Genomic DNA, 23,863 nt, shown 5'->3' with positions numbered 1-23,863 from the left:
CGCTACGCGCGCACGTCCACCGTGACGGAGTGCCAGCCCGTCGCCCCGTCGGGCAGGGTGCCCGTACGCCGCTCCGGCTGGACCTCGCCCCGGCCGTCGGTGGCCCGGACCTCCAGGGTGTGGCGCCCGGGCGCCGCCTCCCACGGCCACACCCACTGCCGCCAGGTGTCCACCCCGTCGGCCGCGCCGAGCCGGGCGTCCCGCCAGGGCCCGCCGTCGGCCCGCACCTCCACCCGGGCGATCCCCCGGTGCTGCGCCCACGCCACCCCCGCCACCGCGACCGGGCCCGCCGGGCGCTGCGAGAAGGGGCGCGGGGTGTCGATCCGCGACTGCGTCTTGACCGGCGCCTCCCGCGCCCACGAGCGCCGCACCCAGTACGCGTCGTACGCGTCGAACGTGGTCAGCCGCAGCTCGCGCAGCCACTTGCAGGCGGAGACGTACCCGTAGAGGCCCGGGACGACCATCCGGACGGGGAAACCGTGCGCGAACGGCAGCGGCGCCCCGTTCATCCCGACCGCCAGCAGCGCCTCCCGGCCGTCCATCACCGCCTCTACGGGGGTGCCGATCGTCATCCCGTCCACCGACCGGGCCACCAGCTGGTCGGCGGGCCCGCCCCGCGACGGCGGCCGCACCCCGGCCTCGCGCAGCAGGTCGGCGAGGCGCACGCCGAGCCAGCGGGCGTTGCCGACGTAGGGGCCGCCGACCTCGTTGGAGACGCAGCACAGGGTGATGTCGTGCTCGACGAGCGGCCGGGCGAGCAGCTCCGGCAGGGTCAGGGTCAGGGGTCGGGCGACGCCCTCCCCGCGGATGTCCAGCCGCCAGGCGTCCGCGTCGACCCGGGGCACCACCAGGGCCGTGTCCACGCGGTAGAAGTCCCGGGCGGGGGTGAGGAACGGCCCCAGGCCCGGTACGCCGAGGTCCGCCCCGGCCGGTACCGCCGGCGCGGGGACGGCGGGCGGCGGCAGGGCCAGGTCCGCCCGGGAGGCGGTGGCCCCGGCCGCGCCGTGGGCGCCGAGGCGCCGGCCCGCGTACCCGGCCGCGGCGGAGCCCGCCACGGTGGCCGCCAGCAGCCGGCCGAAGGCGCGCCGGTCCAGCGGCCAGGTGCCGCCGGAGCGGCCGGGCGCGGCGCGGGGCCGGCGCAGGGCCGAGGCCAGCACGTACAGCACCCCGGCGGCCACCGCGCCCCCCGCCAGCGAGGGCAGCGCGTCCCGCCAGCCCGCCCCCGGCCGGCCCAGGGCCGCGACCGCCCCGAGGATCCCCACCGAGGCGGCGAGCGCGCAGCCCGCGCGGGGGCGGCGCGTGGCGAGGATCCCGGCCGCCGCGGCGAGCACGGCCAGCAGCAGCACCGTTCCCAGGGTCAGGACGGGCTTGTCGGCGGTGCCGAAGGCCCGTACGGCCCACTCCTTGACGGCCGCCGGGGTGCGGTCCACCACGGCCCCGCCGACCGCCGTGAGCGGGGCCGCCTCGGGGCGTACGAACGCAGCCGCGAGCTCCGCGACGGCCAGGCCCGCGAACGCCGCGGCCAGGCCGGCGACGGCGCCCGCCGGGCGCGTCCCCCGGTCCCCCCGCACTCGGGTCATCCGGAGCCACCTCCGCCCTGTCACGGTAGCCCCGGAGCCCTCACCGGCGCGCCGCTCCCGGCGGCTGCGCCCGCACCGCCTCGCAGCCGCAGCCCCCGCCCGCGGCACGTCCCTCGGGGGCGGGACCGGCCGGGCGGCGTTTGCGCAGCTCCACGACGCCGTCGGTGATGCCGGCGCCGGGCGCGGGGGGCTGGGTGCGCTCGTGCGCGGTCTCGGACATGTCGGTGCACTCCTGTCGCCTCGTGGCCCACACCGGGAAGGGGCGGCCGCCGAATCGTTCCGGCGGCCGCCCCTCCGGTCCGGGCCAGTGAACCCGGCACCCGCTCCGGGCGGGGGTCCGCCCGGAGCCGATTCCCCCGGAAGTGTGACGGCGCGGGGCGGCTTCCCGCCGGAGACGGCCTAAACGGGGAGCGACCAGGCCTGGTCCACCTGGTGGTCGCCGCAGGCCGCCAGCCGCAGCCGCTCGGCCGGGGCGTCGGGGGTCGCGGGCGCCGCCGGGGCGGTCAGGCACTGCCCGCCCGTCTCCTCGACCAGGGTCCCGTCGCGCCGGTGGCTCCAGCTCTGGCCCGCCTGCCGGCCCGGGGCGCAGTCCGCCAGCTCCACCAGGCCGCCCGCGCGGGCCGTCAGGCACTCGCCGGCCAGCTTCAGCCGTCCGCCGCCGCCCAGGGTCCAGCGCTGGTCGGCCCCGGCGGTGCAGGTGCCGAGGACCACCGAGCCGGCCCCGCTGGTGCTGGCCCCGTCGGCGCACTTGGCCCCGAGCCCGTTGATCTGCCCGGTGGGCACCGCCTCGGCGCAGCCGCGCGGGGTGAGCCGCCACACGGCCGTGTCGTGGGCGCCGAGCCGGCCGGTCAGCGCGTCCACCACCTCGGTGCGGCGCCCGGTCCACAGGTCCTCGGCGTCCGCCACGCACGCGGGCGGCAGTCCGACGTCGGCCAGCGGCACGGAGACGTCCCGGGCGCTGCCGGAGCGGTTGAGGACGGCCACCGCGCGGTCGCCGTTCGCGAGCGGCCGGGCCAGCACCTCGAAGGTGGCGTTGGAGGAGACCACGGCGCCCTGCCGGCCCAGCGGGTCCTGGTCCAGCCCGATCAGGCGGGTGTTGCCGAGCGCGGCGAGCCCGCCCGGGGTGAGGGCGGACACGTCGGAGGACAGGATGAAGGGGGCCGCCATCATCGCCCACAGCCCGACCTGGCTGCGGCTCTCCGCGTCCGTGAGGCCGGGGGCGCCCGCGATCAGGAAGTCGGGGTCGTTCCAGTTGCCGGGGGCCGCGTACCGGCCGAGCCAGCGGTTGTAGCCGTAGTTGCCGAGCACCGAGCTCCAGCGGGAGGTGGCGGGGGCGTTCGGGGCGTACACCTTGATGTCCCGGCCCTCGCGCCACAACTGGCCCGTCTCGCCGACCCAGTCGAGGACCTTGTGCCAGTCGGAGCCGCCCCATTCGCCCTGCTGGAAGTAGGCGGGCGCGGAGGCGGACAGCACCATCGGGCGGCCGCTGTCGCGCAGCGCCCGGGCGACGGAGTTGTAGGCGTCGCGGTAGGCCTGCTCCTTGGTCTTCCCGGGCGGCACCCACAGGTTGCAGCCGTCCATCTTGACGTAGTCCACCTTCCACGACGCGAACTGCCGCGCGTCGCGGGCGTAGTGGTCCGGGCCGCCGCCGTCGGGGGAGCCGCTGCCCGGGTAGCGCTCGCAGGTGAGGGAGCCGGCGTCCTCGTAGATGCCGAACTTCAGCCCCTTGGCGTGCAGGTACTCGCCGAGCCAGGCCATGCCGTGCGGGAACTTGACGGGGTCGGTGACCAGGTTCCCCTCCGCGTCGCGCTCCTTGAGCATCCAGCAGTCGTCCACGGTCACCGTGTCGTAGCCCTTGGCGGCGAGACCGCCGGCGACCAGGGCGTCGGCGTTGGCGACCACCTTGGCCTCGTCGATGTCGCACATGTAGTGCGCCCAGTTGTTCCACCCCATGGGCGGGGTGAGGGCCAGCGGGGTGTCCCAGGTCGCGGTCGGCTCGGCCGCCGCGGGGGCGGGGACGAGCGCGAGGGCGAGCAGGGCGGCCGCGGTGAGACAGGGGAGCGCGGCGCGCGGGCGAGGCGGCACGGGGCCTCCTTGGCGTGGGGGAGTACCGGCGGACGGTCGTGCCTCAGTGCAGCGGTGTGACTACCCGCTGTCAACGGGAGTCGGTGGTTATGGCTCGATGACCAGCAATTTGGCCGCAGTCGATGTCACACGTCCGTGGCGGACGGGATGAAGATCCGGCGTATGTTACGTCGGCTGATACGCTGTATCTCATGCCGAGGACATCACCCGCCCTGGACCGCGCCACCCCGGAGGCCATCGCACTCACCGCCCTGCGCATCCTCGACGAGGAAGGGCCCGGGGCCCTCAGCTTCCGCGCCCTCGCCGAACGGCTCGGCGTCTCCCACGCCACCGTCCAGCGCCGCTGCACCGACCTCGCCGGCCTGCTGGACCTGTGCACCGACCACCTCGCCGGACAGCTCCCCGAAGTCCCCGCCGGCACCGGCTGGGCCGAAGCCTGCGAACAGCGCTTCGGCGCCCTCTACCGGCTGCTCACCGCCCACCCCGGACTGCTCGTCCTGCGCGGCGGCCGCCCCTGGCTCGGCCGGCAGCTGCTGGCCCGCCTCGTCGAACCCGCACTCGCCGACGGCGTCGCCGCCGGGATGACCCCGGCCGAGGCCATGACCGCCTACCGCCGGATGTACCTGCTCACCCTGGGCAGCGCCGCCTTCGTCGACCACCGCGACCCGGCCGGGGCCACCGCCGCCTCCCGGGCGGCCATCGCCGCGCTCGACCCGGACGAGTTCCCGGTCCTCACCGGCGCACTGGCCGACGTACTGCCCCCGCTGACCGACCACGAGGTCTACCACGGCGCCCTGCGCCAGCTCATCGAGGCGGCCCGGCCCGCCGGCCGGCGCCCCGCGCCCTGACACCGCCGCGCCCTGACACCGCCCGCGTCCTGACACCGAGAAAGGCAGACCGGCCATGGAACAGCAGCTCGACTACACCGCCGTCCGCGCCGCCGCAGCCCGCACCGCCGGCGCCGTCCGGCCCGCCGCGGTCGTACCCGCCTCCGAAGGCGTCTGGTACGCCCTGGAGTACCTCCAGCACACCGGCTCCTTCAAGGCGCGCGGCGCGCACAACTTCCTCGCCGCGCACCGCGAGGCCGGCCGCCTCCCCGCCGCCGGCGTCACCATCGCCTCCGGCGGCAACGCCGGCCTGGCCTGCGCCTGGGCGGCCCGCGCCCACGGCATCCCCGCCACCGTGTTCCTCCCCGGCAACGCCCCGCGCGTCAAGGTCGACCGGCTGCGCGGCTACGGGGCCGACGTACGGCTCGTCGGCGACCGGTACGGCCAGGCCCTCGCCGCCTGCCGGGAGTTCGCCGCCGACAGCGGCGCCCTGAGCAGCCACGCCTACGACCACCCGCTCGTCGCCGCGGGCGCCGGCACCCTGCTCGACGAGGTACGGGCCGCCCTGCCCGGCCTGGACACCGTCGTCGTCGCGGTCGGCGGCGGCGGGCTGTTCGCCGGCGTCGCCACCGCCGCCCGCGAGCACGGCGTCCGCGTGGTCGCCGCCGAGCCCGAGCACTGCCGGGCCCTGAACGCCGCCCTGGAGGCGGGCGAGCCCGTCGACGTCCCGGTGGCCTCCGTCGCCGCGGACTCCCTCGGCGCCCCCCGCGTCTCGGCCGACGCCCTCGCCGCCGCCCGGCAGGCGAACGCCGTGTCGGTGCTCGTCCCCGACGAGGCGATCACCGCCGCCCGCAGGACGCTCTGGGACGAGCACCGGATCGTCGTCGAGAACGGCGCGGCCACCGCACTGGCGGCCCTGCGCACCGCCCCGGACCCGCTGGGCGAGCGGGTCGCCGTCGTCCTGTGCGGGGCCAACACCGACCCCGGAGACCTCTGAACGACGATCGTCGCCCCGGCCCGAGACTTTCGAGTACGGCACCGGCCCCCGCACCCCTGCGAGGCTCCGGCAGGAAGGTGCGGACCGCACCGGAACGTCGAGGGCACGGAGGAACGGGGCCATGGCTCAGCGCAAGGGTTGTCTCATCGGGTGCGGTATCGCGCTGGTGCTGGGGGTGGGGCTCCTCGTGGCGCTGTTCTTCGGGGCGGCCAAGGTCCTCGACATAGCCGACAAGACCCTGCTCGACCCCAAGGTCTACGAGGCGGTGAAGGTCGGCGACGCCGAGGGCGAGGTCCGCGCCAAGCTCCCCTCGGGCGACACCTTCGTCAAGGAAGCCCTCAAGGAGGGCGGCCCCGCCGAGCCCGCCGGCAGCGTCTGCGCCTGGTACCTCTCCGCCGCCGACGGGCAGACCGAGGACGTGCTCCGCTTCTGCTTCAAGGACGGCAAGCTCGCGGACAAGGCCCAGTACCGCATGAAGTAGCGGCGGGACCGGGCCCCACCCCGCCCCGGGACCTACCCCCGGCCGTCCAGCCGGGCCGCGGAGCGCGACAGCCCGTCCGCGGCCGTGGCGCACCGCCGGGCCAGCTCCTCGACCCGGGCCCGGAAGGCATCGGCCTGCGGGCCCCGCCAGTCCAGGCCGTCACAGGCCCCGCGCAGCCGGTCCGCCCGCTCGCGCAGGGCGGCGGCGTGGCCGCGCAGTCCGTCGGCGGGGTGCCCGCTCATGACCGCTCCTTCCAGGGCGCGAAGGCGTTGCTCACGCCGGCCAGCGCCGGGGCCAGTTCGGGGTGGTGCCGCAGCAGCACCGTCACCATCGAGTTCCGGTCGATCCAGCGCAGCCCCTCGGCCGTGTACACCTCAGGCCGGTAGTCGGTGGTGAAGAACCGGTCGCTCTTGATGCGGCGGGTGGCCATCAGCGCGAACACCCGGAAGAGGGTGTCGCTGAACCCGAAGCCCGCCGGACGGGGCTCGGCCAGGTTCCCGACCAGGGTGTCGACCCGGTCGAGCCGGCCGTCGTACAGCTCCCGCAGCAGCGGGGTGTCCCCCGGATGCCCGCCGGTCAGCTCCTCGAAGGAGGTGACGGGCCGCTTGCGCAGCATCCGCCGCTGGGCGTTGTAGCGGGGGATGCCCCGCTCGCGGTCGCGCAGGACGTCCACCGTGCCGAGGTCGATGTGCTCGCCGGACAGCCGCTTCAGGTTGCGCAGCGCGTCCGGGTGGTTGTGCAGGACCAGCGCCCCCGGGTTCGAGACGCCGAAGGTGTAGAACAGGTCGCTCATCCCGTACGCGTCGACCGCGGTGCGCGTGGTCGCGCCCTGCATGTCGTCGAAGCCGACGGTCTCGCGCGGCGCCCCGCGCCGGTGGTCCCGGACGGTGATCTCGTCGGGGATCAGCGGGTGCAGCCGGTACGCCGAGACGAACTCCTCCGTCATGGAGAAGGGCGCGGCATGGTGGTCGGTGCCCGAGCCCCGGGAGCCGCTGAGGACCTCGCCGCCGATCCGGCCGAAGGTCTTGGTGACCCAGCGGGGCAGCAGCCCGTACCAGTTGGCGCGCATCGCCTGGTGCACCACCGGGTGGTCGAGGACGCCCGGGGTCCACTCCACCGTGTGGATCTTCGCCATGAGGGCGGTGTTCACCAGCCGCGCCGTGTGGAAGATCCGCTCGTCGTCCCAGGTGGGATGGTGCGAACGGACCAGGTCGCAGATGGAGTTGTGCTCCTTGGCGAAGAGCGTGTGCAGCAGCGACAGGCCGCTCCAGTAGTCGCTGTTCATGCCCGTGGCGTCCAGGCAGTCCATCCCGGGCCGCGGATCGGCGGGCAGCCGTCCGCCGTCGACGATCAGCCGCCCGTGCTCCCCGGTGCGCAGCGAGCGGCAGCGGGCCTCGTCCGACCCGTAGATCTGCGAGCCGTCCCACCAGTGGCTGACGGTGTTCTCGTACGTAGGCGGGACGTCCGGGGTGGTGTGCGCGACCGGGTCGGGGCGGGTGCGGTTCACCCGCATCGGGCAGCCGCCGCCCTGCTCGGCCCAGTCGTCGTCGGCGGCGAGCGGGACGGTGAACGGCTCGGCCTCCTCGTTGTCCCCGTGGTTGGCCCAGCCGTGGTTCTGGAACTGGATCCACGCGGCGGCCAGCAGGTTCAGGGAGGGCGCGGGGACGAAGCCGCGCCGGGCCAGCAGCTGCCGGCTCACCTCGCGGGGACTCGGCGTCATCAGCGCCTCGTCCTCGTCCGGATACGCCATGTGCAGCGGGGAGTTGCGGTCCAGGCGGGTGCCCACCCGGCCCATGTCCTCGTCGTACGGGTCGTAGCCCGAGCCGTCGTACGAGCGGTACGGCGCGAGGTGCTTCGTGGGCCGGCGGTCGCGCTCGCCGCCCGCGCCGAAGGTGTCGTGCAGGTTGTGGCGGCGCAGGTCCTCCCGGATCACGGCCAGGTTCAACAGGCCTAGCGGGGCGGGCAGTTCGTACCACTCGCGGGTCTGGTTGACGCGGGCGAACGCCGCCGACTCCAGCCGCTCCAGCAGCCCGGGCGGGCCGTACGGCTGCGGCGGTGCGGGCGGCGGCTGGTGCCGGTGGGAGCTCTGGGCCGGCAGCTCCGGAGCGGCCGGCGCCGTATCCGTCGGGGGAGTGTGCGAGTCGGTGTCGGTCATGCGGGGTCCTCAGCGGTCGTGGAGGGTGAAGAGGTGCGTGCCGGTGACCCGGCCGCGGAAGGCGGCGAGTTCGGAGTCGACGTGCGAGCGCGCGTGCGGGACGTCGTGCTCCAGGTTGTGCGCGTACCGCTCCGCGGCATGGCACAGCGGGAAGGCCTGGGTGTCGTCGGTCCAGGTGAACTCCGTGAACTGCTTGGGCAGTGCGTACGGGGAAACCGACGAGCGGCCCTCCAGGCTCGGCACGATGTCGTGCTCGTTGACGAGCGAGACCACCCGGGTGCGCGGATCGGCGGCCCGCTTCTGGTCGATGGGCGAACCGACCGCGACCACGTGCGTCACCGTGTACAGCGCGTTGAAGTCCCGGCTCGCCGCCAGGTTCATCGCGGTGATCCCGCCCTGGCTGTGGCCCACCAGCGCGACCTGCGCCCCGGAGGGCACGAGCCGGCGCAGGGCCCTGACCACCGCACGGGTATAGGTGGTGTCGATGGAGCCCACCGCGTCGATGCCGCCCAGCAGGTCCTGGGGGCTCTCCTGGTTGAAACTCGGCCCCATCCCGGCCAGTTGCACGACGTAGCGGCTCTCCCCGTCCGGCCCGTCGACCTGCTGGACGAGCAGCAGCCCCCGGGTGCCGATCCGGCCGATGTTGCGGACGTAGCCGACGATCGTGCCCGAGGTGTCGATGCTGCCCAGCAGGGCGGCCGAGGGGGTGTGCGGTTCGGCGCGGCCCTTCCCCCGGTTGAGGAACGCCCACACCGAACTGCTGATCCCGACGAAGTAGTCGGAGGTCAGCGGCCGCCCGGTGGCGATCTGCCAGCCGGCGGTGTCGTTGAACGGGTTCTCGTCGGTCAGCGCGTTCCAGGCCATGATGTCCGTGAAGGACGGAGCCAGCAGCGCGAGGGCGTACTCCGCGCCCTTCTCCGTCAGCAGCCCCCGGAACAGCCGCACCGCCTCGGCCTGGCGGTCCTCGTCGATGGCGCGCAGCACCCGCGAGGTGGTCGGGTTGTCGAGCAGCTCCGGGTGGCGCACGGCCGCCGCCCGGATCCGCGCCTTGAGGCCGGCGACGGCGAGGCTGACCGCGAGGCTCTCCCGGCTGGTCAGCACCCCGGCCAGCCAGAGCGCCCCGGCGAGCGGGGCGCCGCCCTGCGGGGCCCAGCCCAGGCCCTTGGGGTCCATCAGGGTCCGCAGCAGCCCGCGCTGCGCGGCACGGGCCCGGCGCGGCCCGGCCGCCGCCAGCGGCAGCCGGGAGCCGAGGGCGACGCCGGAGGCGTACCGGGCGGCGTCGCGCACCGCGTCGGCCGCGTCGGCGAGCTCGCGGCAGACGTGGTGCAGGGAGGCGATGTCCGGCTGGGTGACGGACGCTGCGGAACCGGTGGCTTCGGTCATGGCGGCCTCCCCCTACACCCGGCCGAGGCGCAGCCGGATGCCGGCCGTGTCGAGGATCCCCGGCAGCGGGCGCCCCGGGTCGAGCACCGGACGGGCCCCGGTGAGGCGGTGGCCGCGCAGCACCTCGGCGCAGACCAGGGAGGTGAGCAGCAGGGCGACGTACTCGCCCGGGCAGCGGGCGCCGCCGTGGCTGAACGGGGCCACCCGGGTGTCCCGGTGCACGTCCGGCGCCAGCCAGCGGCCCGGCGCGAACAGGTTCCCGCCGTCGACCCGCTCGGGGTCGCGCTGGTGGAAGCCCATCGGCACCAGCACGTTGGTGCCGGCCGGGTAGCGCACCCCGCCCCACTCGGTCTCGGTGCGGGTGACCCGGACCAGGTCGGGCACGATCGGGTACAGCCGCACCGACTCCTCCAGGCAGGCCCGCAGCCTCGGCAGCCCGGGGACGCGGCCGGCCGCCTCGGCGTGGGCGGCGTCCTGCTCGGCCGGGTGGTGGGCGAGCAGCAGCAGGGTGCGGGCGACGACGGGCGCGGCGAGGTCGATGCCGAGCAGCCAGTGGTGGGTCTGGCCGAGCGGGTCGGTGCCCTCCGGGCAGGGCTCGGCCAGGGCGCGGGCGGCCAGGGTGTGGGCGGGGGCGTCGGCGGCGTACCGGGTGATCCGGGCCTCGATCTTGGAGTAGAGCGCCTTCGCGGCCTCCGGCTTGCTGCGGCCCATCCAGTTGGCCTGGCCGCGCAGGGTGGCGAGCCAGTCGGACAGCTCCTGGTCGTCGGAGGCCTGGTCGCCGAGGACCACGCGCCGGGAGATGCGGGTCAGCGTCTTCCACAGCAGCGGGAAGTCCACGACGGAGCGGGAGGTGAGCCTGCGGCACTCGTCCTCGACCACGGCCCCGAACTCCTCGCAGGAGGGGTGCACCGGCCGGTCGGCGGCGAGGGCGTGGTCGTTGACCCGGCGCCGGTCCTCGCGCACCTGGCCGTGCGAGCAGATCACCCCCGTCGGCTCGAAGACCGACAGGCTGGCGTACTTGTCGTCGGCGTCCATGGCGAGGTCCGACACCGGCTCCTCGAAGAACCGCCGGATGTCGCCCTGGTCGAACAGGACGAGCATCTCGCCGGAGAGCGCGCGCACCATCACCGGCGCGCCCCGGTGCCGGGCCCGCATCGCGCGCAGCGTCGCGTTCGACCAGGCGGGCTGGTTGACGCGGGAGTACAGCGCCATGACCGGGAAGCGGGGGTTGGCGACACCGCGTACGAAGACGGGCAGGGTGTGCGTGGCGACGAAGCGGACGGTCTCCGCCAGGCCGGCCCGGACGGGCGGCAGGCCCGGGTTGCCGCCCCGGGCGGCCTCCGGGGCCTCGGTCGACTGGGTCATGCCGTGACCACCTTGCCGGGGTTGAGGAGGTTCTTCGGGTCGAAGAGCCGCTTGAGGCCGCGCTGGAGCTCCAGCGAGACCGGTCCCAGCTCGCGTTCCAGCCACTCCCGCTTCAGGGTGCCGATGCCGTGCTCGCCGGTGGTGGTGCCGCCCAGTTCGAGGCCGGCGGCCATGATGGCGTCGTACGCCTCCCGGGCGCGGCGGAACTCGTCCGCGTCGGACTCGTCGAAGACGACGGTGGGGTGCAGGTTGCCGTCGCCGGCGTGGCCGAGGGTGAAGATCTGCAGGCCGTACCGCTCGGCGATCTCCTCGATCCGCCCGACCAGCACGGGCAGCGCGCTCCTCGGCACCGCGACGTCCTCGATGAACGCGGTGAGCCCGCCGCCCCGGGACGCCATGTACGCGGCGAGGGCCGGGCTGACCAGCCGGCGCGCCTCGATGATCTCGTACGCCTCCTCGCCGGTCGCGGACGTGGCGATGTGCTCGGCGCCGGCCTCCTTGCAGAGGATCTCCATCGCGGACAGCTCCGAGGAGGGGTCGGCGCAGTCGCTCTCGACGATCAGGGTGGCGGCGCTGCCGGGGCGCAGCAGCGGGTGGGTGCCGAGGTCCACGATCGCCCGGGTCGTGGCCCGGTCCAGGAGTTCGAGCGCGGACGGGGTGTGCCCGGCGGCGGTGATGGCGGCGACGGCGTCCCCGGCGGAGGTCAGGGTCGGGAACTGGGCCAGCAGCGACAGCGCCGGGGGCCGGGCGGGCCGCAGCGCGAGGGTGGCGCCGACCACCACCGCCAGGGTCCCCTCGGAGCCGACGACCAGGCGCGTCAGGTCGTACCCGGCGACGCCCTTGGCGGTGTCCCGGCCGGTGCGCATCCGCCGCCCGTCCGGCAGGACGAGGTCGAGTCCGAGGACGTAGTCGGCGGTCACCCCGTACTTCACGCAGCAGATGCCGCCCGCGCCGGTGGCGATGTTCCCGCCGATGGTGCAGCGGTCCCAGGAGGCCGGGTCCGGCGGGTACGTCAGCCCGTGCTCGGCCACGGCTTCCGCGAGGCGCCGGGTGGTGACCCCGGGCTCGCAGCGCACCAGCCGGTTGGCGGGGTCCACGGACAGGATCCGGTCCATCGCGGCGGTGGACAGCACCACGCAGCCGTCGACGGCGTTGGCGGCGCCGGCCAGGCCGGTGCGGGCGCCCTGCGGGACGACGGGGACGTCCAGTTCGTAGGCGGTGCGCATGACGTGCTCGACCTGCTCGGCCGTGCGGGGGACGGCGACGACGGCCGGGGTGCCGCATGCGGAGAAGGGGGCGGAGTCCCGTGCGTGGGCGGCGAGTTCCGCGGGGTCGGTGAGCAGGGCCTGCGCGGGCAGCGCGGAGCGGAGCCGTTCGAGCAGCAGGGAGGTGGTGTCGCTGGTGGGGGGCATGCCGGCCTTCCGGGGCAGGGCGGGGCGGGGCGGTGGAACGACGGGAAGGGGCTACAGGGTGGGGAGTTCGGTGGTGACGGGTACGTCGATCAGCGCCGGGCCGTCCTGCTGGAGGGCCGACTCCCGGACCAGCTTGGTCAGTTCGCCGAAGCCGGTCGCCCGGTGGGCGGGGACCCCGTAGCCGGTGGCGACGGCCGTGATGTCCAGGCCGGGGATGTCGAGGCCGGGGGCGCCCTGGGCGCGTTCCACCTCGGCGAACCACTGGAGGATCGCGTAGCGCTGGTTGCTCAGGACGACGAAGGTGACCGGGACCTTGTACGCGGCCGCGGTCCACAGCGCCTGCACGGCGTAGTGGGTGGAGCCGTCGCCGATGACGCAGACCACGGGCCGGTCGGGGGCGCCGAGCTGGGCGCCCACCGCCGCGGCCAGGCCGAAGCCGAGGCCGCCGCCCGCCGTGAAGAGGAACGAGCCGGGGGTGTCGATCCGGGTCGCGTCGTGGAACTGCCCCAGGTTGGACGGGGATTCGTTGACCCAGAGGGTGTTCGCCGGGGCTCCCTGGGCGATGGCCGTCATCGCGGCGAGCGGGGTGAGCACCCCGTCCACCTCGGCCGTGGACTCGGCCCGCGCGATCCGCGCTGCCGGGGCGGCGGCCTCCCGCTCGGGCAGCTCCGCGAGCAGGGCCCGTACCGTCAGGGCGATGTCGGCGACGAGCGCGTCCCCGACGGGGGCGCGGGCAGCTTCGTCCGCGTCCCGGGTCAGGTGTACCAGCTCGGTGCCCTCGGGCAGGTAGGCGCCGGGGACGTAGGGGTAGTAGCAGAACACCGGGGCGCCGATCACCAGGACCAGGTCGTGCTCCTCCAGGCAGCGGGACAGCGGCGCGATGGCGGGGGGCAGCATCCCCCGGTACTGCGGGTGGGACTTGGGGAAGGCGACCCGGCCCTCCGTGGGCGCCGACCAGACGGGCAGGCCGGTCCGCTCGGCCAGTTCCACGACGGCGTCCCAGGCCCCCGAGGCGTCCACGTCGTTGCCGGCGACGAGGACGGCGCTGCGGGCGCCGGCCAGGCGGGCGGCGAGCCGCCGGACCACTTCGGCGGAGGGCGCGGCGGCGTGCGTCACGGTGCGGGCCGCGGTCCGCCGGGCCGCGTGGTCCTCGTCCTCGTCGAGGACCACGTCGAAGTCGTCCATCGGCAGCGAGAGGAACACCGGCCCCTGCGGCGGGGTTTCGGCGACCTGCACGGCCCGGGCCAGGGCGGGGGCGACGTCCGCCGCGCGCGGGGGCTCGTACGCCCACTTGACGGCGGGCTGCGGCAGCAGGGTGGACTGCGGGTTGGTGAGCAGGGCCTCCATGGTGAGCATGGCGCGGACCTGCTGGCCGGCGGTGACCACCATGGGGGTGCGGTTGGCGCGGGCGTTCAGGATGGCGCCCATCGCGTTGCCCGTGCCCGGGCCGGTGTGCAGGTTGACCAGGCCGGTGGTGCCGGAGGCGAGGGCGAAGCCGTCGGCCATCCCGACGACCACGGCCTCCTGGAGCCCCAGTACGTAGCGGAAGTCGTCGGGGAACTGCTTGAGCATGGGCAGTTCGGTGGAGCCTGGATTGCCGAAGACCGTGGTCATCCCGCGGGCTCGCAGGACGTCGAGGGCCGACTCGCGGACCGTGCGCATGGGGTTCCTTCGCGGAGCGGATGGATGCGGTGGGTGATCAATGCATCACATTGCGTTGATCAAGGCAAAATCCATGATCCGTTCGGGTCGGACGCCGAAGAACCCCTGGCGGCCGCCCGCCCCACGTGTTATCGGCCCGTCCGGGCAGTGGCGGCGCGGGCCGTGCGCGCGAGCACGACGAACGCCCCCCACCCGTTCGGGCAGGGGGCGTTCACGAGGCTTTCACCCGGAGGCGTTCACGTGCGGGGGCGCCCTGCGGAGCCCCGTGCGTGCCGGGCCCTGCCGTGCCGGGGCCGGACGGGGCGGCTACCGGCCCCCGTCAACGTCAACGCCCGGCCAGGGCTACCGCATCCAGTGGCCGTCCGTGCTCCAGCCCAGCAGCCGGCGCGCCCGCCCGCCCTCGGCCGTGCCCTCCGCGTCGAAGGACCCGCCCCGGGCCACCAGGCGCAACCCCGCGAGCGCGGGGGCCAGCCGGGCCCGCACGTGCGCCGGGCGCAGCGCCGACTCCGCCTCGATCCAGGCCAGTACGTCCGCCCGCTCGACCGGACCGCACAGCGACAGGTGGAACAGCATCTGCCGCCACGCGTACGCCGCGTCCTTGACCGCCGGCAGCGGCCGCGGGTTCCCCTCCACCCGGGCCACCAGCCGGCACACGGTCTCGAAGCACTCCCGGGCGGGCCGCGCCCAGCCGCCCGGCACGGTGACCCCGGCCCGCCCGACCAGGGTGGCCAGGTTGTGCGTGGTGAGGACCTGGGCCTGCTCGATCACCTTGCCGTTCGCCGCGACCGACCAGGCCCGGTCCCGGCCGGCCCGCTCCGCGCACAGCGCCGCGAACTCCGGCGCGGTGCGCACCGGACGGCCGCCGCGCGCCGACTCGGCGGCCTGCGCCACCGCCATCCGGCGCACCGCCGCGTAGTCGATGCCGTAGTAGCGGGCGTACAGGCTCTCCTCCAGCAGCTCCCCGGCGACGCGGGCGGCGACGAGGAACTTCGGGCCGAAGGTGCCCATGAAGATGTCGGCGGCCAGCTCCTCCGTGAACGGCGCGCCCAGTTCCGCCTGCCGGGCCAGCTGGCCCAGCTCGCGCACCAGCGGGTTGGGCAGCACCGTGCCCGGGAAGGCGCGCACCGCCAGCCCGCCGAGCCGGCGCAGCGCCTCCGCGGCCGGCCCGGTGTCCGCGCCGTCGGCGTGCAGGTGGCCGGAGACCGCCCGCAGCCAGGGGAGTTCCTCGATCCGCACCTGGGACTCCAGGTTCAGCAGGAGCAGCGAACGGCGGCCCCGGAAGGCGCGGTACGTCGCCGCCATCAGGTTCCGCAGCGGCCCGTCCGCGTACCGCTCGGCGGTGACCGCCGCGACGAGCTGCGGCACCAGCTCGGCCAGCACCTCCGCCGACGGCACCACCCCGCGCTCCACCAGCACCTCCAGCGGTGCGCTCAGCGCCGCCCGGACGCTGCCGGCCACGCCCGCCGGCACCTGCGCACCGGCGGGCAGCCCGGTCTCGCGGGCCTCCTCGGCGCTCACCGGAGCCACCGGGGTGTCCGTGTCCGGGGTCCCGGCGCGCTGGTCGAGCCCGGAGATCCGGCGCAGCACCAGCCCGGCCAGCGCGTGGTGCGAGGGCAGCGCCGCCTGGCGGGCCTGGACGGCCCGGAGCCGGGCGTGCCCGGGGGAGCCGGGCGCGCCGCGCTTGGCCAGCATCGACTCGACGGCGACCCGCAGCAGTCCGGCCAGCCGGGGCGCGGGCGCGCGGCCGGCGACCTCCTCCTCAAGGGCCCGGCGCAGGATCGCCGCGTTCGACTTCGGGTCCAGGTGCTTCGTGCAGAGGGTGTGCGCGGCGGCCAGCGCCCGGTAGCGCGCCAGCAGTCCGGCGCCCCGGGCGTGCCAGTCCGGGCCGGGCGCGCGCCCGTGGGCCAGCAGCCGGTGCGCGAGCAGCTCGTCCTCGAAGGGGCGCCAGACGGCGAGCGCCTCCCGCTGGGTCTCCACGGCCGTGTTGGGTCCGCGCCGGGCCAGCGCCGCCGAGGCCTCGCCGACGGTACGGCGGTGCACGGAGTCCACCCCGGGCGCGGGGCGGTCGGCGGGGCGCGGGGAGAAGCGCAGCCGGCCGGCGAAGGGCCGCAGCACCGTGACGAGTTCCGCGGCGGCGTCGAAGTCCCCGGCGCGCACCAGCCACGCCACGGTCGCGAGCGCCGCCTCCTCGGGCACGCGCACCTCGTAGCGGCCGCTGTCGAGCAGCGACCACAGGTACGCCAGGCCGTCCTCGGTGAGGAAGTGCGCGAACAGCTCCGCACGGTCCGCCCGTACGCCCGCCAGCCGGGCGGCCTCCTCCTCGTACGGCAGCAGCGGCCCGCCGGCCGAGGCGGTGCCGGTGGCGAAGCCGCCGGTGACCACCTCGGGGGTGACCCAGGCGGGCAGTGCGGCGACGGGAGTGCGGGAGCCGATGGCCAGGGAGCCGTCCGCGATGCCCGCCAGGACGCTCTGCCACTTGCTCGCGCGGGACTCGGCGCGTTCGCGGGTGGCGGCGTCGCCGTGGCTCCGCGCGGTCCGCAGGGCGCGGGCCAGCCGCTCGGCCGCGTACGACGGGGAGACGGACACGGCCGCCGGCACGGGGCCGGCGACGGGTGTCGGGGCGGGTCCCGGGACGGGCGCGGGGCCGGTCCGGGGCGGGTTCGGAGGCTGCTTGTCAGCGTGTGCGTCCATGGCCGACGTGGCAGGTTCCGCCCCTGCGCCCCCCGGGAAGCAAGCCCGGTGCTCTGCTGCTGAGCTACACGTCGTGGTAGGCCGTCAACCTAGGCGCCGGCCCGCCGGCCGCGCAAAGGTTTTTGCGGGGGCGGGGAGCCGGGCCGTACGCCCGCCCGTGCGCCCGCCCGTACGCCGCGGGAGATAAACCGCTTCAGGCCATCGGGGCGGGGGCCTCGTTGACGGCCCCCCGCCCCGGGGTCAGCGTGGGCACCGCCCTCCGGCAGCGAAGCCGGAACCTCCCCCGAAGGCGGCGACGATGACTCGTTCCCCCCTGACCCGCACGGCCCTCGCCACGCTGGTGGCCGCGGGCCTCCTGGCCGCGTCCGGATGCGGCCTGAGCGGAGGCGGCGCCGGTGCCGAAGAAGCCCGCAGAACCGGCGAGGTGTCCGGCGAGATCACCTTCCGCACCCTCCAGCTCAAACCGAAGTTCACCGGCTACGTCCAGGGCGTCATCGACGCCTTCGAGGCCGAGCACCCCAAGGTGAAGGTGAAGTGGGAGGACGTCCCCGGCGACGGCTACAACGAGAAGCTCGTCGCCGACGCCCAGGCCGGGGCCCTGCCCGACGTGGTCAACCTCTCCACCGACTCCTTCCAGCTCCTCGGGGACCGCGGCATGCTCGCCGACGTGGCCCGGCTCGACGGCGCGGTCGCCGCGGAGTACGTCCCGGGAGCCTGGGAGCAGTTCAGACTGCCCGGCAAGGGCGACGGCGTGTACGCCTACCCCTGGTACGTCACCCCCGAGATCCTCACCTACAACAAGGACCTCTTCGCCAAGGCCGGCCTGGACCCGGACCGGCCGCCCACCACCGTCGAGCAGTTCTTCGACTACGCGGAACGGATCGCCGCCCGCTCCGGCGGGCAGTACGCCGCGTTCATGGCCGACCCCAAGGGCCGCCTGCCCGGCGACTGGCAGAAGATGGGCGTCCCCCTGCTGAACGGCGCACGGGACCGCTTCACCTTCGACACGGACCGGGCCGTCGCCTGGGTCGAGCGGATGAAGGACCTCTACGCCAAGGGCGCCATGCCCAAGGAGTCCCTCCTGAAGGCCGACGACATCAACCAGCTCTACGGCGCCGGCAAACTCGTCTTCGGCCCCGGCTCCCCGGGCTTCGTCCGCGACATCAGGCAGAACGCCCCGCAGGTCTACGAACGCACCGGCGTCGCCGGCGCCGTCACCGGCACGCTCGGCCACATCGGCATCTACGCCCAGTGCCTCGGCATCCGCAAGGACACCAGGCACCCGGACGCGGCGGCCGAGTTCGCCAAATGGGTCACCAACGGCCCCAACCAGGTGGAGTTCTCCAGGAACGCCACCATCTACCCCTCCAACGCCAAGGGCCTGGCCGACCCGCGCTTCGCCGACCGGGGCGACGGCAAGGACGCCGAGACCCTGGCCCGGGCCATCGGCGCGGAGCAGCTGAAGACGGCGGCCCTCGACGCCAACACCCCCGTCCAGTGGACCAACCAGGTCGGCGACGCGGTGGTGCGGGAGGTGCAGCGGGCCATCCAGGGCGAGCAGGACGCCCGGACCGCGGTGCGCAGGGCCCAGGAGGAGGCCAACCGGCTGCTGGCCGCCGGGACGCGCAAGTGACCGCTCCCGCCCCGGCGGCCGCCGCACCGGTGCGGGACCGGCACGACGGGCGGCGCCGGCGCCGGCGCCGCGGGGACCGCGTCACGGGGGCCGACCCGGGCCTCGTCCACCGCAGGTGGTGGACCCCCTACCTGTTCCTCGCCCCGGGCCTGCTGATGGTGTCCCTGTTCAGCCTCTGGCCGTTCCTCAACACGGTCGTGCTGTCCTTCACCGACGCCCGCATCCTGAGCGGCGGCTCCTTCACCGGCTTCGACAACTACACCCGGGCCCTCGCCGATCCCGACTTCTGGACCGCCACCGGCAACAGCGTGCTGTACCTGCTGGTCGTCGTCCCCTGCCTGGTCCTGCTGCCGCTGGCCCTCGCGGTCCTCGTCCAGACGAAGGTCCCCGGCATCGGCCTCTTCCGCTCCGCCTTCTACACCCCGGTGATCGCCTCGGCCGTCGTCGTCGGCCTGATCTGGCAGTGGGTGCTGCGCAGCGACGGACTGGTCAACACCGTCTTCGAGGCGCTCGGCGTCGTCTCCGAGCCGGTCCCCTTCCTCACCGACAGCACCCTGCTGCTGTTCTCCGCCATGCTCGTGACCGTCTGGAAGGGCCTCGGCTACTACATGGTCTTCTACCTGGCAGCCCTCGGGAACGTCCCCGCCTCCCTCCACGAGGCGGCCGCCCTCGACGGCGCCGGCCCCGTACGCCGCTTCTTCAGCATCACGATCCCCCAGGTGAAGCCGATGATGCTGCTCGTCGGCACCCTCTCCGCGGTCTCCGCGCTGCGCGTCTTCACCGAGATCTACATCCTCGGCGGCGAGAGCGGCGGCCCCGGCGGCGGCGCCCGCACCCTGCCCTTCCTCATCCGGCAGGTCGGCCTCGGCTTCGCCGGGGAGACCGGCTACGCCTGCGCCATCTCCCTGCTGCTGTTCCTGCTGACCCTGGCCTTCAGCCTGCTGGGCTACCGCCTGTCGAAGGGGGACGAGGAGTGAGCGCCCCCGGCGCCGGTCCCCGGCGCCGCCGGGGCGGCCGGGGCGGCCTGGCCGTCCGCTACGCCGTCCTCACGCTCGTGCTCGTGCTGATGCTCGGGCCGATCGTCTGGCAGTTCCTGACCTCGGTCCGCGGCCGCACCGAGAACGTGTACGACGGACTGCTGCCCTCGCACCCCACCTTCGACAACTACCTGCGCGTCGCCGAGTCCTTCCCGCTCCTCCAGTACGTGGGCAACACCCTGGTGGTGGCGCTCCTCGCGGTGGCCTCCAACACCCTGTTCGCGGCCATGGGCGGCTACGCCCTGTCCCGGGCCGGCTGGAAGGGGCGCAAGGCCGTCTTCACCGTCCTCGTGGCGACCCTGATGTTCCCCTTCGAGTCCGTGATGATCTCGATGTTCCTCACGGTCCGCGGGATGGGCCTGGTCGACACCCTCGTCGGGGTGTGGCTGCCCGGGGCCGTGTCCGTCCTCAACGTCATGATCATGCGGGCGGCGTTCCTCGCCGTCCCCCGGGAGATCGAGGAGGCCGCCGTCCTGGACGGCGCGGGGGAGTGGACCCGCTTCACCCGGGTGTTCCTCCCGGGCGCCCGGGGCGCCCTGGCCGTCGTCTGCGTCACCAGCTTCATGGGCGCCTGGGACGACTTCCTGTGGCCCCTGCTGGTCCTCACCGACAGCGACCACTACACCCTCCAGCTCGGCCTGAAGACCCTGGCCGGGGCCACCACGACCAGCGACCAGCGGATCGTCGCGGCGGGCGCGATGACCGCGCTCGTCCCGATGGTGCTGCTCTTCCTCCTCCTCCAGCGTTTCTTCTTCAAGGGAGTGGGCGAGGGAGCCGTCAAGACCTGACCGCCCGCCCGTTCCCCGCCCGCCCCCGCCCGTTCCCCGCCCCGCCCCGTCCGCGAACGACCTCCTGGAGCCGCCTCGTGCACGACGACCGCAGCATCACCGAACACCGCCTCCGCCGGGTCCTGGGCGAGCGCATCCGGCCCGCCGTCCACTCCCGCCCCGTCCCCCTCGCCGTCGAGCGCTGGGAGGCCCCGGGCGAGCCGGTCCCGGTCGCCGAGGCGCTGGCCGCGCCCTACCGGCCCTGCGCGGCCGGCGACGCCTGGGGGCCGGCCTGGGGCACCACCTGGTTCAGGGTCACCGGCGAAGTCCCCGCCGACTGGGCGGGCCGTACCGTCGAGGCCGTCCTCGACCTGGGCTTCGACCGGATGATGCCCGGCTTCCAGTGCGAGGGACTGGTCCACCGGGCCGACGGCAGCGAGGTCAAGGGCCTCAACCCGTACAACGACTGGGTGCGGGTGGCCGACGCCGCGACGGGCGGCGAGCGGGTCGAGTGGTACGTCGAGGCCGCCTCCAACCCCGTCCTGGTCGAGCACGCCCCCACCTCCGAGGGCGACCGGCTGACCAGCGGCGACCGGCCGCTCTACCGGCTGGCCCGGATGGACCTCACCGTCTTCGAGGCCGAGGTCTGGGAACTCGTGCAGGACCTCGACGTCCTCGCCGAGCTGATGCCCCAGCTCGGCGAGGACGACGCACGGCGCTACGAGATCCTGCGCGCCGTCGACTCCGCCCTCGACGAGGTCGACCTCGACGACGTCGCCGGGACGGCCGCCGCCGCCCGCGCACGCCTCGCCGGGGTGCTGGCCGCCCCGGCGAACGCCTCCGCGCACCGGATCAGCGCGGTCGGCCACTCCCACATCGACTCGGCCTGGCTCTGGCCGCTGCGCGAGACCGTGCGCAAGGTGTCGCGCACCACCTCCAACATGGTCGCCCTGATGGACGAGCACCCCGAGTTCGTCTTCGCCATGTCGCAGGCCCAGCAGCTCGACTGGGTCAAGACCCACCGGCCCGGACTCTTCGAGCGGGTCAAGAAGAAGATCGCCGACGGGCAGTTCGTCCCCGTCGGAGGCATGTGGGTGGAGTCCGACACGAACATGGTCGGCGGCGAGGCCATGGCCCGCCAGTTCCTCTACGGCAAGAAGTTCTTCCTGGACGAGTTCGGCATCGAGACCCGCAACGTCTGGCTGCCCGACTCCTTCGGCTACACCGCGGCGATGCCGCAGCTGGTCAGGCTCTCCGGGGCGCAGTGGTTCCTGACCCAGAAGATCTGCTGGTCCCAGGTGAACAGGTTCCCGCACCACACCTTCTGGTGGGAGGGCATCGACGGCACCCGCGTCTTCACGCACTTCCCGCCCGTCGACACCTACAACAGCGACCTCGGCGGCGCCCAGCTGGCCCACGCCGCCCGCAACTACCGAGAGAAGGGCCGGGGTTCGCGCTCCCTGGTGCCCTTCGGCTGGGGCGACGGCGGGGGCGGCCCCACCCGCGAGATGCTGGCCCGGGCCAGGCGCCAGCGCGACCTCGAAGGCTCCCCGCGCGTGGAGATCGAGCGGCCCGACGCCTTCTTCGAGAAGGCCCGCGCCGAGTACGGGGACGCCCCCGTCTGGGCCGGCGAACTGTACCTGGAGCTCCACCGCGGCACCTACACCTCGCAGGCCCGTACCAAGCAGGGCAACCGGCGCAGCGAGTCCCTGCTGCGCGAGGCCGAGCTGTGGGCGGCGACGGCCGCCGTCCGCGTACCGGGCCACGGCTACCCGTACGAGGACCTGGAACGCGTCTGGAAGACCGTCCTGCTGCACCAGTTCCACGACATCCTGCCCGGCTCCTCCATCGCCTGGGTGCACCGCGAGGCCCGCGCCGCCTACGAGGCGGTGCGCGAGGAGCTGACCGCGATCACCCTCGCGGCGCAGACCGCCCTCGCGGGCACGGGCGAGGAGGAACTCGTCTTCAACTGCGCCCCGCACGAGCGGCGCGGCGTCCCGGCCGGCGGCGCGGGCCGCCCGCGCCCGGCCGAGCAGCCGGTCACGGTGGAGGAGCGGCACGGCGGCGGGCACGTCCTGGCCAACGGGCGGCTGCTGGTGGAGGTCGACGGGCGGGGCCTGATCGTCTCCGCGTACGACCTGGAGGAGGGCCGCGAGGCGCTCGCCCCCGGCAGTGCCGCGAACCTGCTCCAGATCCACCCCGACTTCCCGAACATGTGGGACGCCTGGGACGTCGACGCCTTCTACCGCAACAGGGTCACCGACCTCACCGCCGTCGACTCCCTGGAGGCCACCGGGACGGGCCCGGACTCCTGCACGGTCACGGTCACCCGCTCCTTCGGCTCCTCCACCGTCACCCAGGCCGTCACCCTGCGGGCCGGGGCCAAGACCGTGGACATCACCACCGACGTGGACTGGCACGAGACGGAGAAGTTCCTGAAGGCGGCCTTCCCGCTCGACGTCAAGGCCGAACGGACCGCTTCCGAGACCCAGTTCGGGCACGTGTACCGGGCCACCCACACCAACACCTCCTGGGAGGCCGCCAAGTTCGAGATCTGCGCCCACCGCTGGATCCACGCGGAGGAACCCGGCTGGGGCGTGGCGCTGCTCAACGACTCCACGTACGGGCACGACGTCACCCGCCACATCAGGGAGGACGGCGGCCAGACCACCACCGTCCGGCTCTCCCTGCTGCGGGCCCCCCGCTACCCGGACCCGGAGACCGACCAGGGGCGGCACACCCTGCGCTTCTCCCTCGCGCCCGGCGCCGGCATCGGGGACGCGGTGCGCGAGGGGCACGCGTTCAACCTGCCCGAGCGGACCCTCGTGGGCGCGGGTCCGGTGGCCCCGCTGCTGGCCGTCGACCACGACGCGGTGGTGGTGGAGGCGGTCAAGCTCGCGGAGGACCGCTCCGGGGACGTGGTCGTCCGGCTGTACGAGTCCCGGGGCGGCCGGGCGAAGGCCGTGCTGAGGCCCGGCTTCGCGGTCGCGGAGGCGGTCGGGACCGACCTCCTGGAGCGGCCCCTGCCGGGCTCGGCGGTCGGCGCCCCGGCCGCGGACGGCGGGATCCCCCTCGCCCTGCGGCCGTTCCAGATCGTCACGGTCCGCCTCAGGCGCGGGTGAGCCCCCTGGAGCCGGGCCGGGTGCCGGTCCGGCTCCGCCGCGTTCATCCGGTCGGCCGAGCAGCGCAGGCCGCCCGGGCTCCGGCGGGCAAGGCTGTGGGGAGGACCACCACCGCACAGACGAGGACCGCCCCATGTCCCACAGCCGACGGATCAGCACCATCGTGGGGGTCGCGGCACTGCTGCTGACCGCCTCCGCCTGCTCCGGCCTGGGCCGGAGCACCGTGGGCATGCTCACGTTCCGGGGCCACGACTCACCGGTCGAGCTGAGCTACTCCAACACCCTGGTCAAGGGCTGCCACAAGATCCGCATCCCGAAGGGGGCCACCCACGTCGAGAACAACACCCTCGTCGACATCGTCCTGTACCGGACGGAGGACTGCGCCGAGACCGGGGCCGCGAAGGCCGGGGGCGCCGAGGGCGTCTACGTGGCCACGACGCTCTCGAACGTGACCGCCCCGCGCAGCCTGCCCTGGCGCAGCTTCCGGGTCATCCACTGACGGCTGCCGTCCCGGGGCGCGGCGTGAACTCCGCCACACCCGCGGCGATACGCGCCCCAGGGCCGGGGATTCCCGGACCGGGGGCGCGCAGCCGGTTATGCACTTAGTTGCAAAACCCGGCCCTCCTCGCTAGAACAGGTTCATCACCCCCGCGCGAGGAGGCGCCC

Annotated in this window: 18 protein-coding genes and 1 tRNA gene; 8 read left to right on the top strand and 11 right to left on the bottom strand. The window is 74.8% G+C overall.

What is annotated here, in order from left to right; genetic code table 11:
• Nucleotides 1-2: 2 nt before the first annotated feature.
• From ACQKM2_RS03415 to ACQKM2_RS03405, 3 genes are all read right to left on the bottom strand, one after another.
• Complete coding sequence (locus ACQKM2_RS03415; protein WP_427706058.1) at nt 3-1,580, bottom strand: molybdopterin-dependent oxidoreductase; 1,578 nt, start codon at nt 1,578-1,580, stop codon at nt 3-5.
• Between the two features lie 40 nt (nt 1,581-1,620).
• The gene (locus ACQKM2_RS03410; protein ID WP_427706056.1) at nt 1,621-1,800 is read right to left on the bottom strand and encodes a hypothetical protein; all 180 of its coding nucleotides are present in this window, start codon (nt 1,798-1,800) and stop codon (nt 1,621-1,623) included.
• A 179-nt stretch (nt 1,801-1,979) separates the two neighbouring features.
• Nucleotides 1,980-3,665: a ricin-type beta-trefoil lectin domain protein gene (locus ACQKM2_RS03405; RefSeq protein ID WP_427706054.1), complete on the bottom strand. Its 1,686-nt coding sequence runs from the start codon at nt 3,663-3,665 to the stop codon at nt 1,980-1,982.
• Between the two features lie 191 nt (nt 3,666-3,856).
• Here ACQKM2_RS03405 and ACQKM2_RS03400 point away from each other — a divergent pair, with 191 nt between their 5' ends.
• The 3 genes from ACQKM2_RS03400 (at nt 3,857) to ACQKM2_RS03390 (ending at nt 5,970) form a co-directional block, all read left to right on the top strand.
• Nucleotides 3,857-4,513: a TetR/AcrR family transcriptional regulator gene (locus tag ACQKM2_RS03400; RefSeq protein ID WP_427706052.1), complete on the top strand. Its 657-nt coding sequence runs from the start codon at nt 3,857-3,859 to the stop codon at nt 4,511-4,513.
• Between the two features lie 55 nt (nt 4,514-4,568).
• A complete protein-coding gene (locus ACQKM2_RS03395; protein ID WP_427706050.1) occupies nt 4,569-5,489 on the top strand; it encodes a serine/threonine dehydratase in 921 nt (306 codons plus the stop codon).
• Between the two features lie 121 nt (nt 5,490-5,610).
• Entirely contained in the window at nt 5,611-5,970 is a 360-nt protein-coding gene (locus ACQKM2_RS03390) for a hypothetical protein (RefSeq protein ID WP_427706048.1), read from the top strand.
• A 32-nt stretch (nt 5,971-6,002) separates the two neighbouring features.
• Here the strand turns inward: ACQKM2_RS03390 and ACQKM2_RS03385 are convergent, their stop codons facing one another.
• From ACQKM2_RS03385 to ACQKM2_RS03350, 8 genes are all read right to left on the bottom strand, one after another.
• Nucleotides 6,003-6,212 carry a hypothetical protein gene (locus tag ACQKM2_RS03385; RefSeq protein ID WP_427706046.1) on the bottom strand — a complete coding sequence of 70 codons (210 nt, stop codon included), beginning with the start codon at nt 6,210-6,212 and terminating at the stop codon, nt 6,003-6,005.
• The gene (locus ACQKM2_RS03380) at nt 6,209-8,125 is read right to left on the bottom strand and encodes a peroxidase family protein (protein WP_427706044.1); all 1,917 of its coding nucleotides are present in this window, start codon (nt 8,123-8,125) and stop codon (nt 6,209-6,211) included. Before ACQKM2_RS03380 ends, ACQKM2_RS03385 begins: the two co-directional genes overlap by 4 nt.
• A gap of 9 nt (nt 8,126-8,134) precedes the next feature.
• Nucleotides 8,135-9,508, bottom strand: coding sequence for an alpha/beta fold hydrolase (locus ACQKM2_RS03375; RefSeq protein WP_427706042.1), 1,374 nt, complete (start codon nt 9,506-9,508; stop codon nt 8,135-8,137).
• A 12-nt stretch (nt 9,509-9,520) separates the two neighbouring features.
• Nucleotides 9,521-10,873 (bottom strand): cytochrome P450, encoded by a 1,353-nt coding sequence (locus tag ACQKM2_RS03370; RefSeq protein ID WP_427706040.1) that lies wholly within the window; start codon nt 10,871-10,873, stop codon nt 9,521-9,523.
• Nucleotides 10,870-12,285: an FAD-binding oxidoreductase gene (locus ACQKM2_RS03365; protein WP_427706038.1), complete on the bottom strand. Its 1,416-nt coding sequence runs from the start codon at nt 12,283-12,285 to the stop codon at nt 10,870-10,872. Before ACQKM2_RS03365 ends, ACQKM2_RS03370 begins: the two co-directional genes overlap by 4 nt.
• Nucleotides 12,286-12,336: 51 nt before the next feature.
• Nucleotides 12,337-13,947 carry a benzoylformate decarboxylase gene (gene mdlC, locus ACQKM2_RS03360; RefSeq protein ID WP_427706036.1) on the bottom strand — a complete coding sequence of 537 codons (1,611 nt, stop codon included), beginning with the start codon at nt 13,945-13,947 and terminating at the stop codon, nt 12,337-12,339.
• A gap of 342 nt (nt 13,948-14,289) precedes the next feature.
• A complete protein-coding gene (locus ACQKM2_RS03355) occupies nt 14,290-16,638 on the bottom strand; it encodes a hypothetical protein (RefSeq protein WP_427706034.1) in 2,349 nt (782 codons plus the stop codon).
• Nucleotides 16,638-16,712, bottom strand: a tRNA-Ala gene (locus ACQKM2_RS03350). The genes ACQKM2_RS03355 and ACQKM2_RS03350 overlap by 1 nt, the downstream gene beginning before the upstream one ends.
• A gap of 224 nt (nt 16,713-16,936) precedes the next feature.
• Here ACQKM2_RS03350 and ACQKM2_RS03345 point away from each other — a divergent pair.
• The 5 genes from ACQKM2_RS03345 (at nt 16,937) to ACQKM2_RS03325 (ending at nt 23,696) form a co-directional block, all read left to right on the top strand.
• Complete coding sequence (locus tag ACQKM2_RS03345; RefSeq protein WP_427706032.1) at nt 16,937-18,271, top strand: ABC transporter substrate-binding protein; 1,335 nt, start codon at nt 16,937-16,939, stop codon at nt 18,269-18,271.
• Nucleotides 18,272-18,426: 155 nt separating this feature from the next.
• A complete protein-coding gene (locus ACQKM2_RS03340; protein WP_427706293.1) occupies nt 18,427-19,248 on the top strand; it encodes a carbohydrate ABC transporter permease in 822 nt (273 codons plus the stop codon).
• Nucleotides 19,245-20,096: a carbohydrate ABC transporter permease gene (locus tag ACQKM2_RS03335; RefSeq protein WP_427706030.1), complete on the top strand. Its 852-nt coding sequence runs from the start codon at nt 19,245-19,247 to the stop codon at nt 20,094-20,096. The genes ACQKM2_RS03340 and ACQKM2_RS03335 overlap by 4 nt, the downstream gene beginning before the upstream one ends.
• 77 nt (nt 20,097-20,173) lie before the next feature.
• Entirely contained in the window at nt 20,174-23,197 is a 3,024-nt protein-coding gene (locus ACQKM2_RS03330) for an alpha-mannosidase (RefSeq protein ID WP_427706028.1), read from the top strand.
• Nucleotides 23,198-23,330: 133 nt separating this feature from the next.
• Nucleotides 23,331-23,696, top strand: a complete 366-nt coding sequence (locus ACQKM2_RS03325; protein WP_427706026.1) for a hypothetical protein — start codon at nt 23,331-23,333, stop codon at nt 23,694-23,696.
• Nucleotides 23,697-23,863 lie beyond the last annotated feature (167 nt).

This window comes from Streptomyces sp. NPDC004126 (genome assembly GCF_050275515.1).
Taxonomy (GTDB): Bacteria; Actinomycetota; Actinomycetes; order Streptomycetales; family Streptomycetaceae; genus Streptomyces.
The sequence above is the reverse complement of the archived record's forward strand: the minus strand, read 5'-3'. Positions and strand labels throughout refer to the sequence as shown.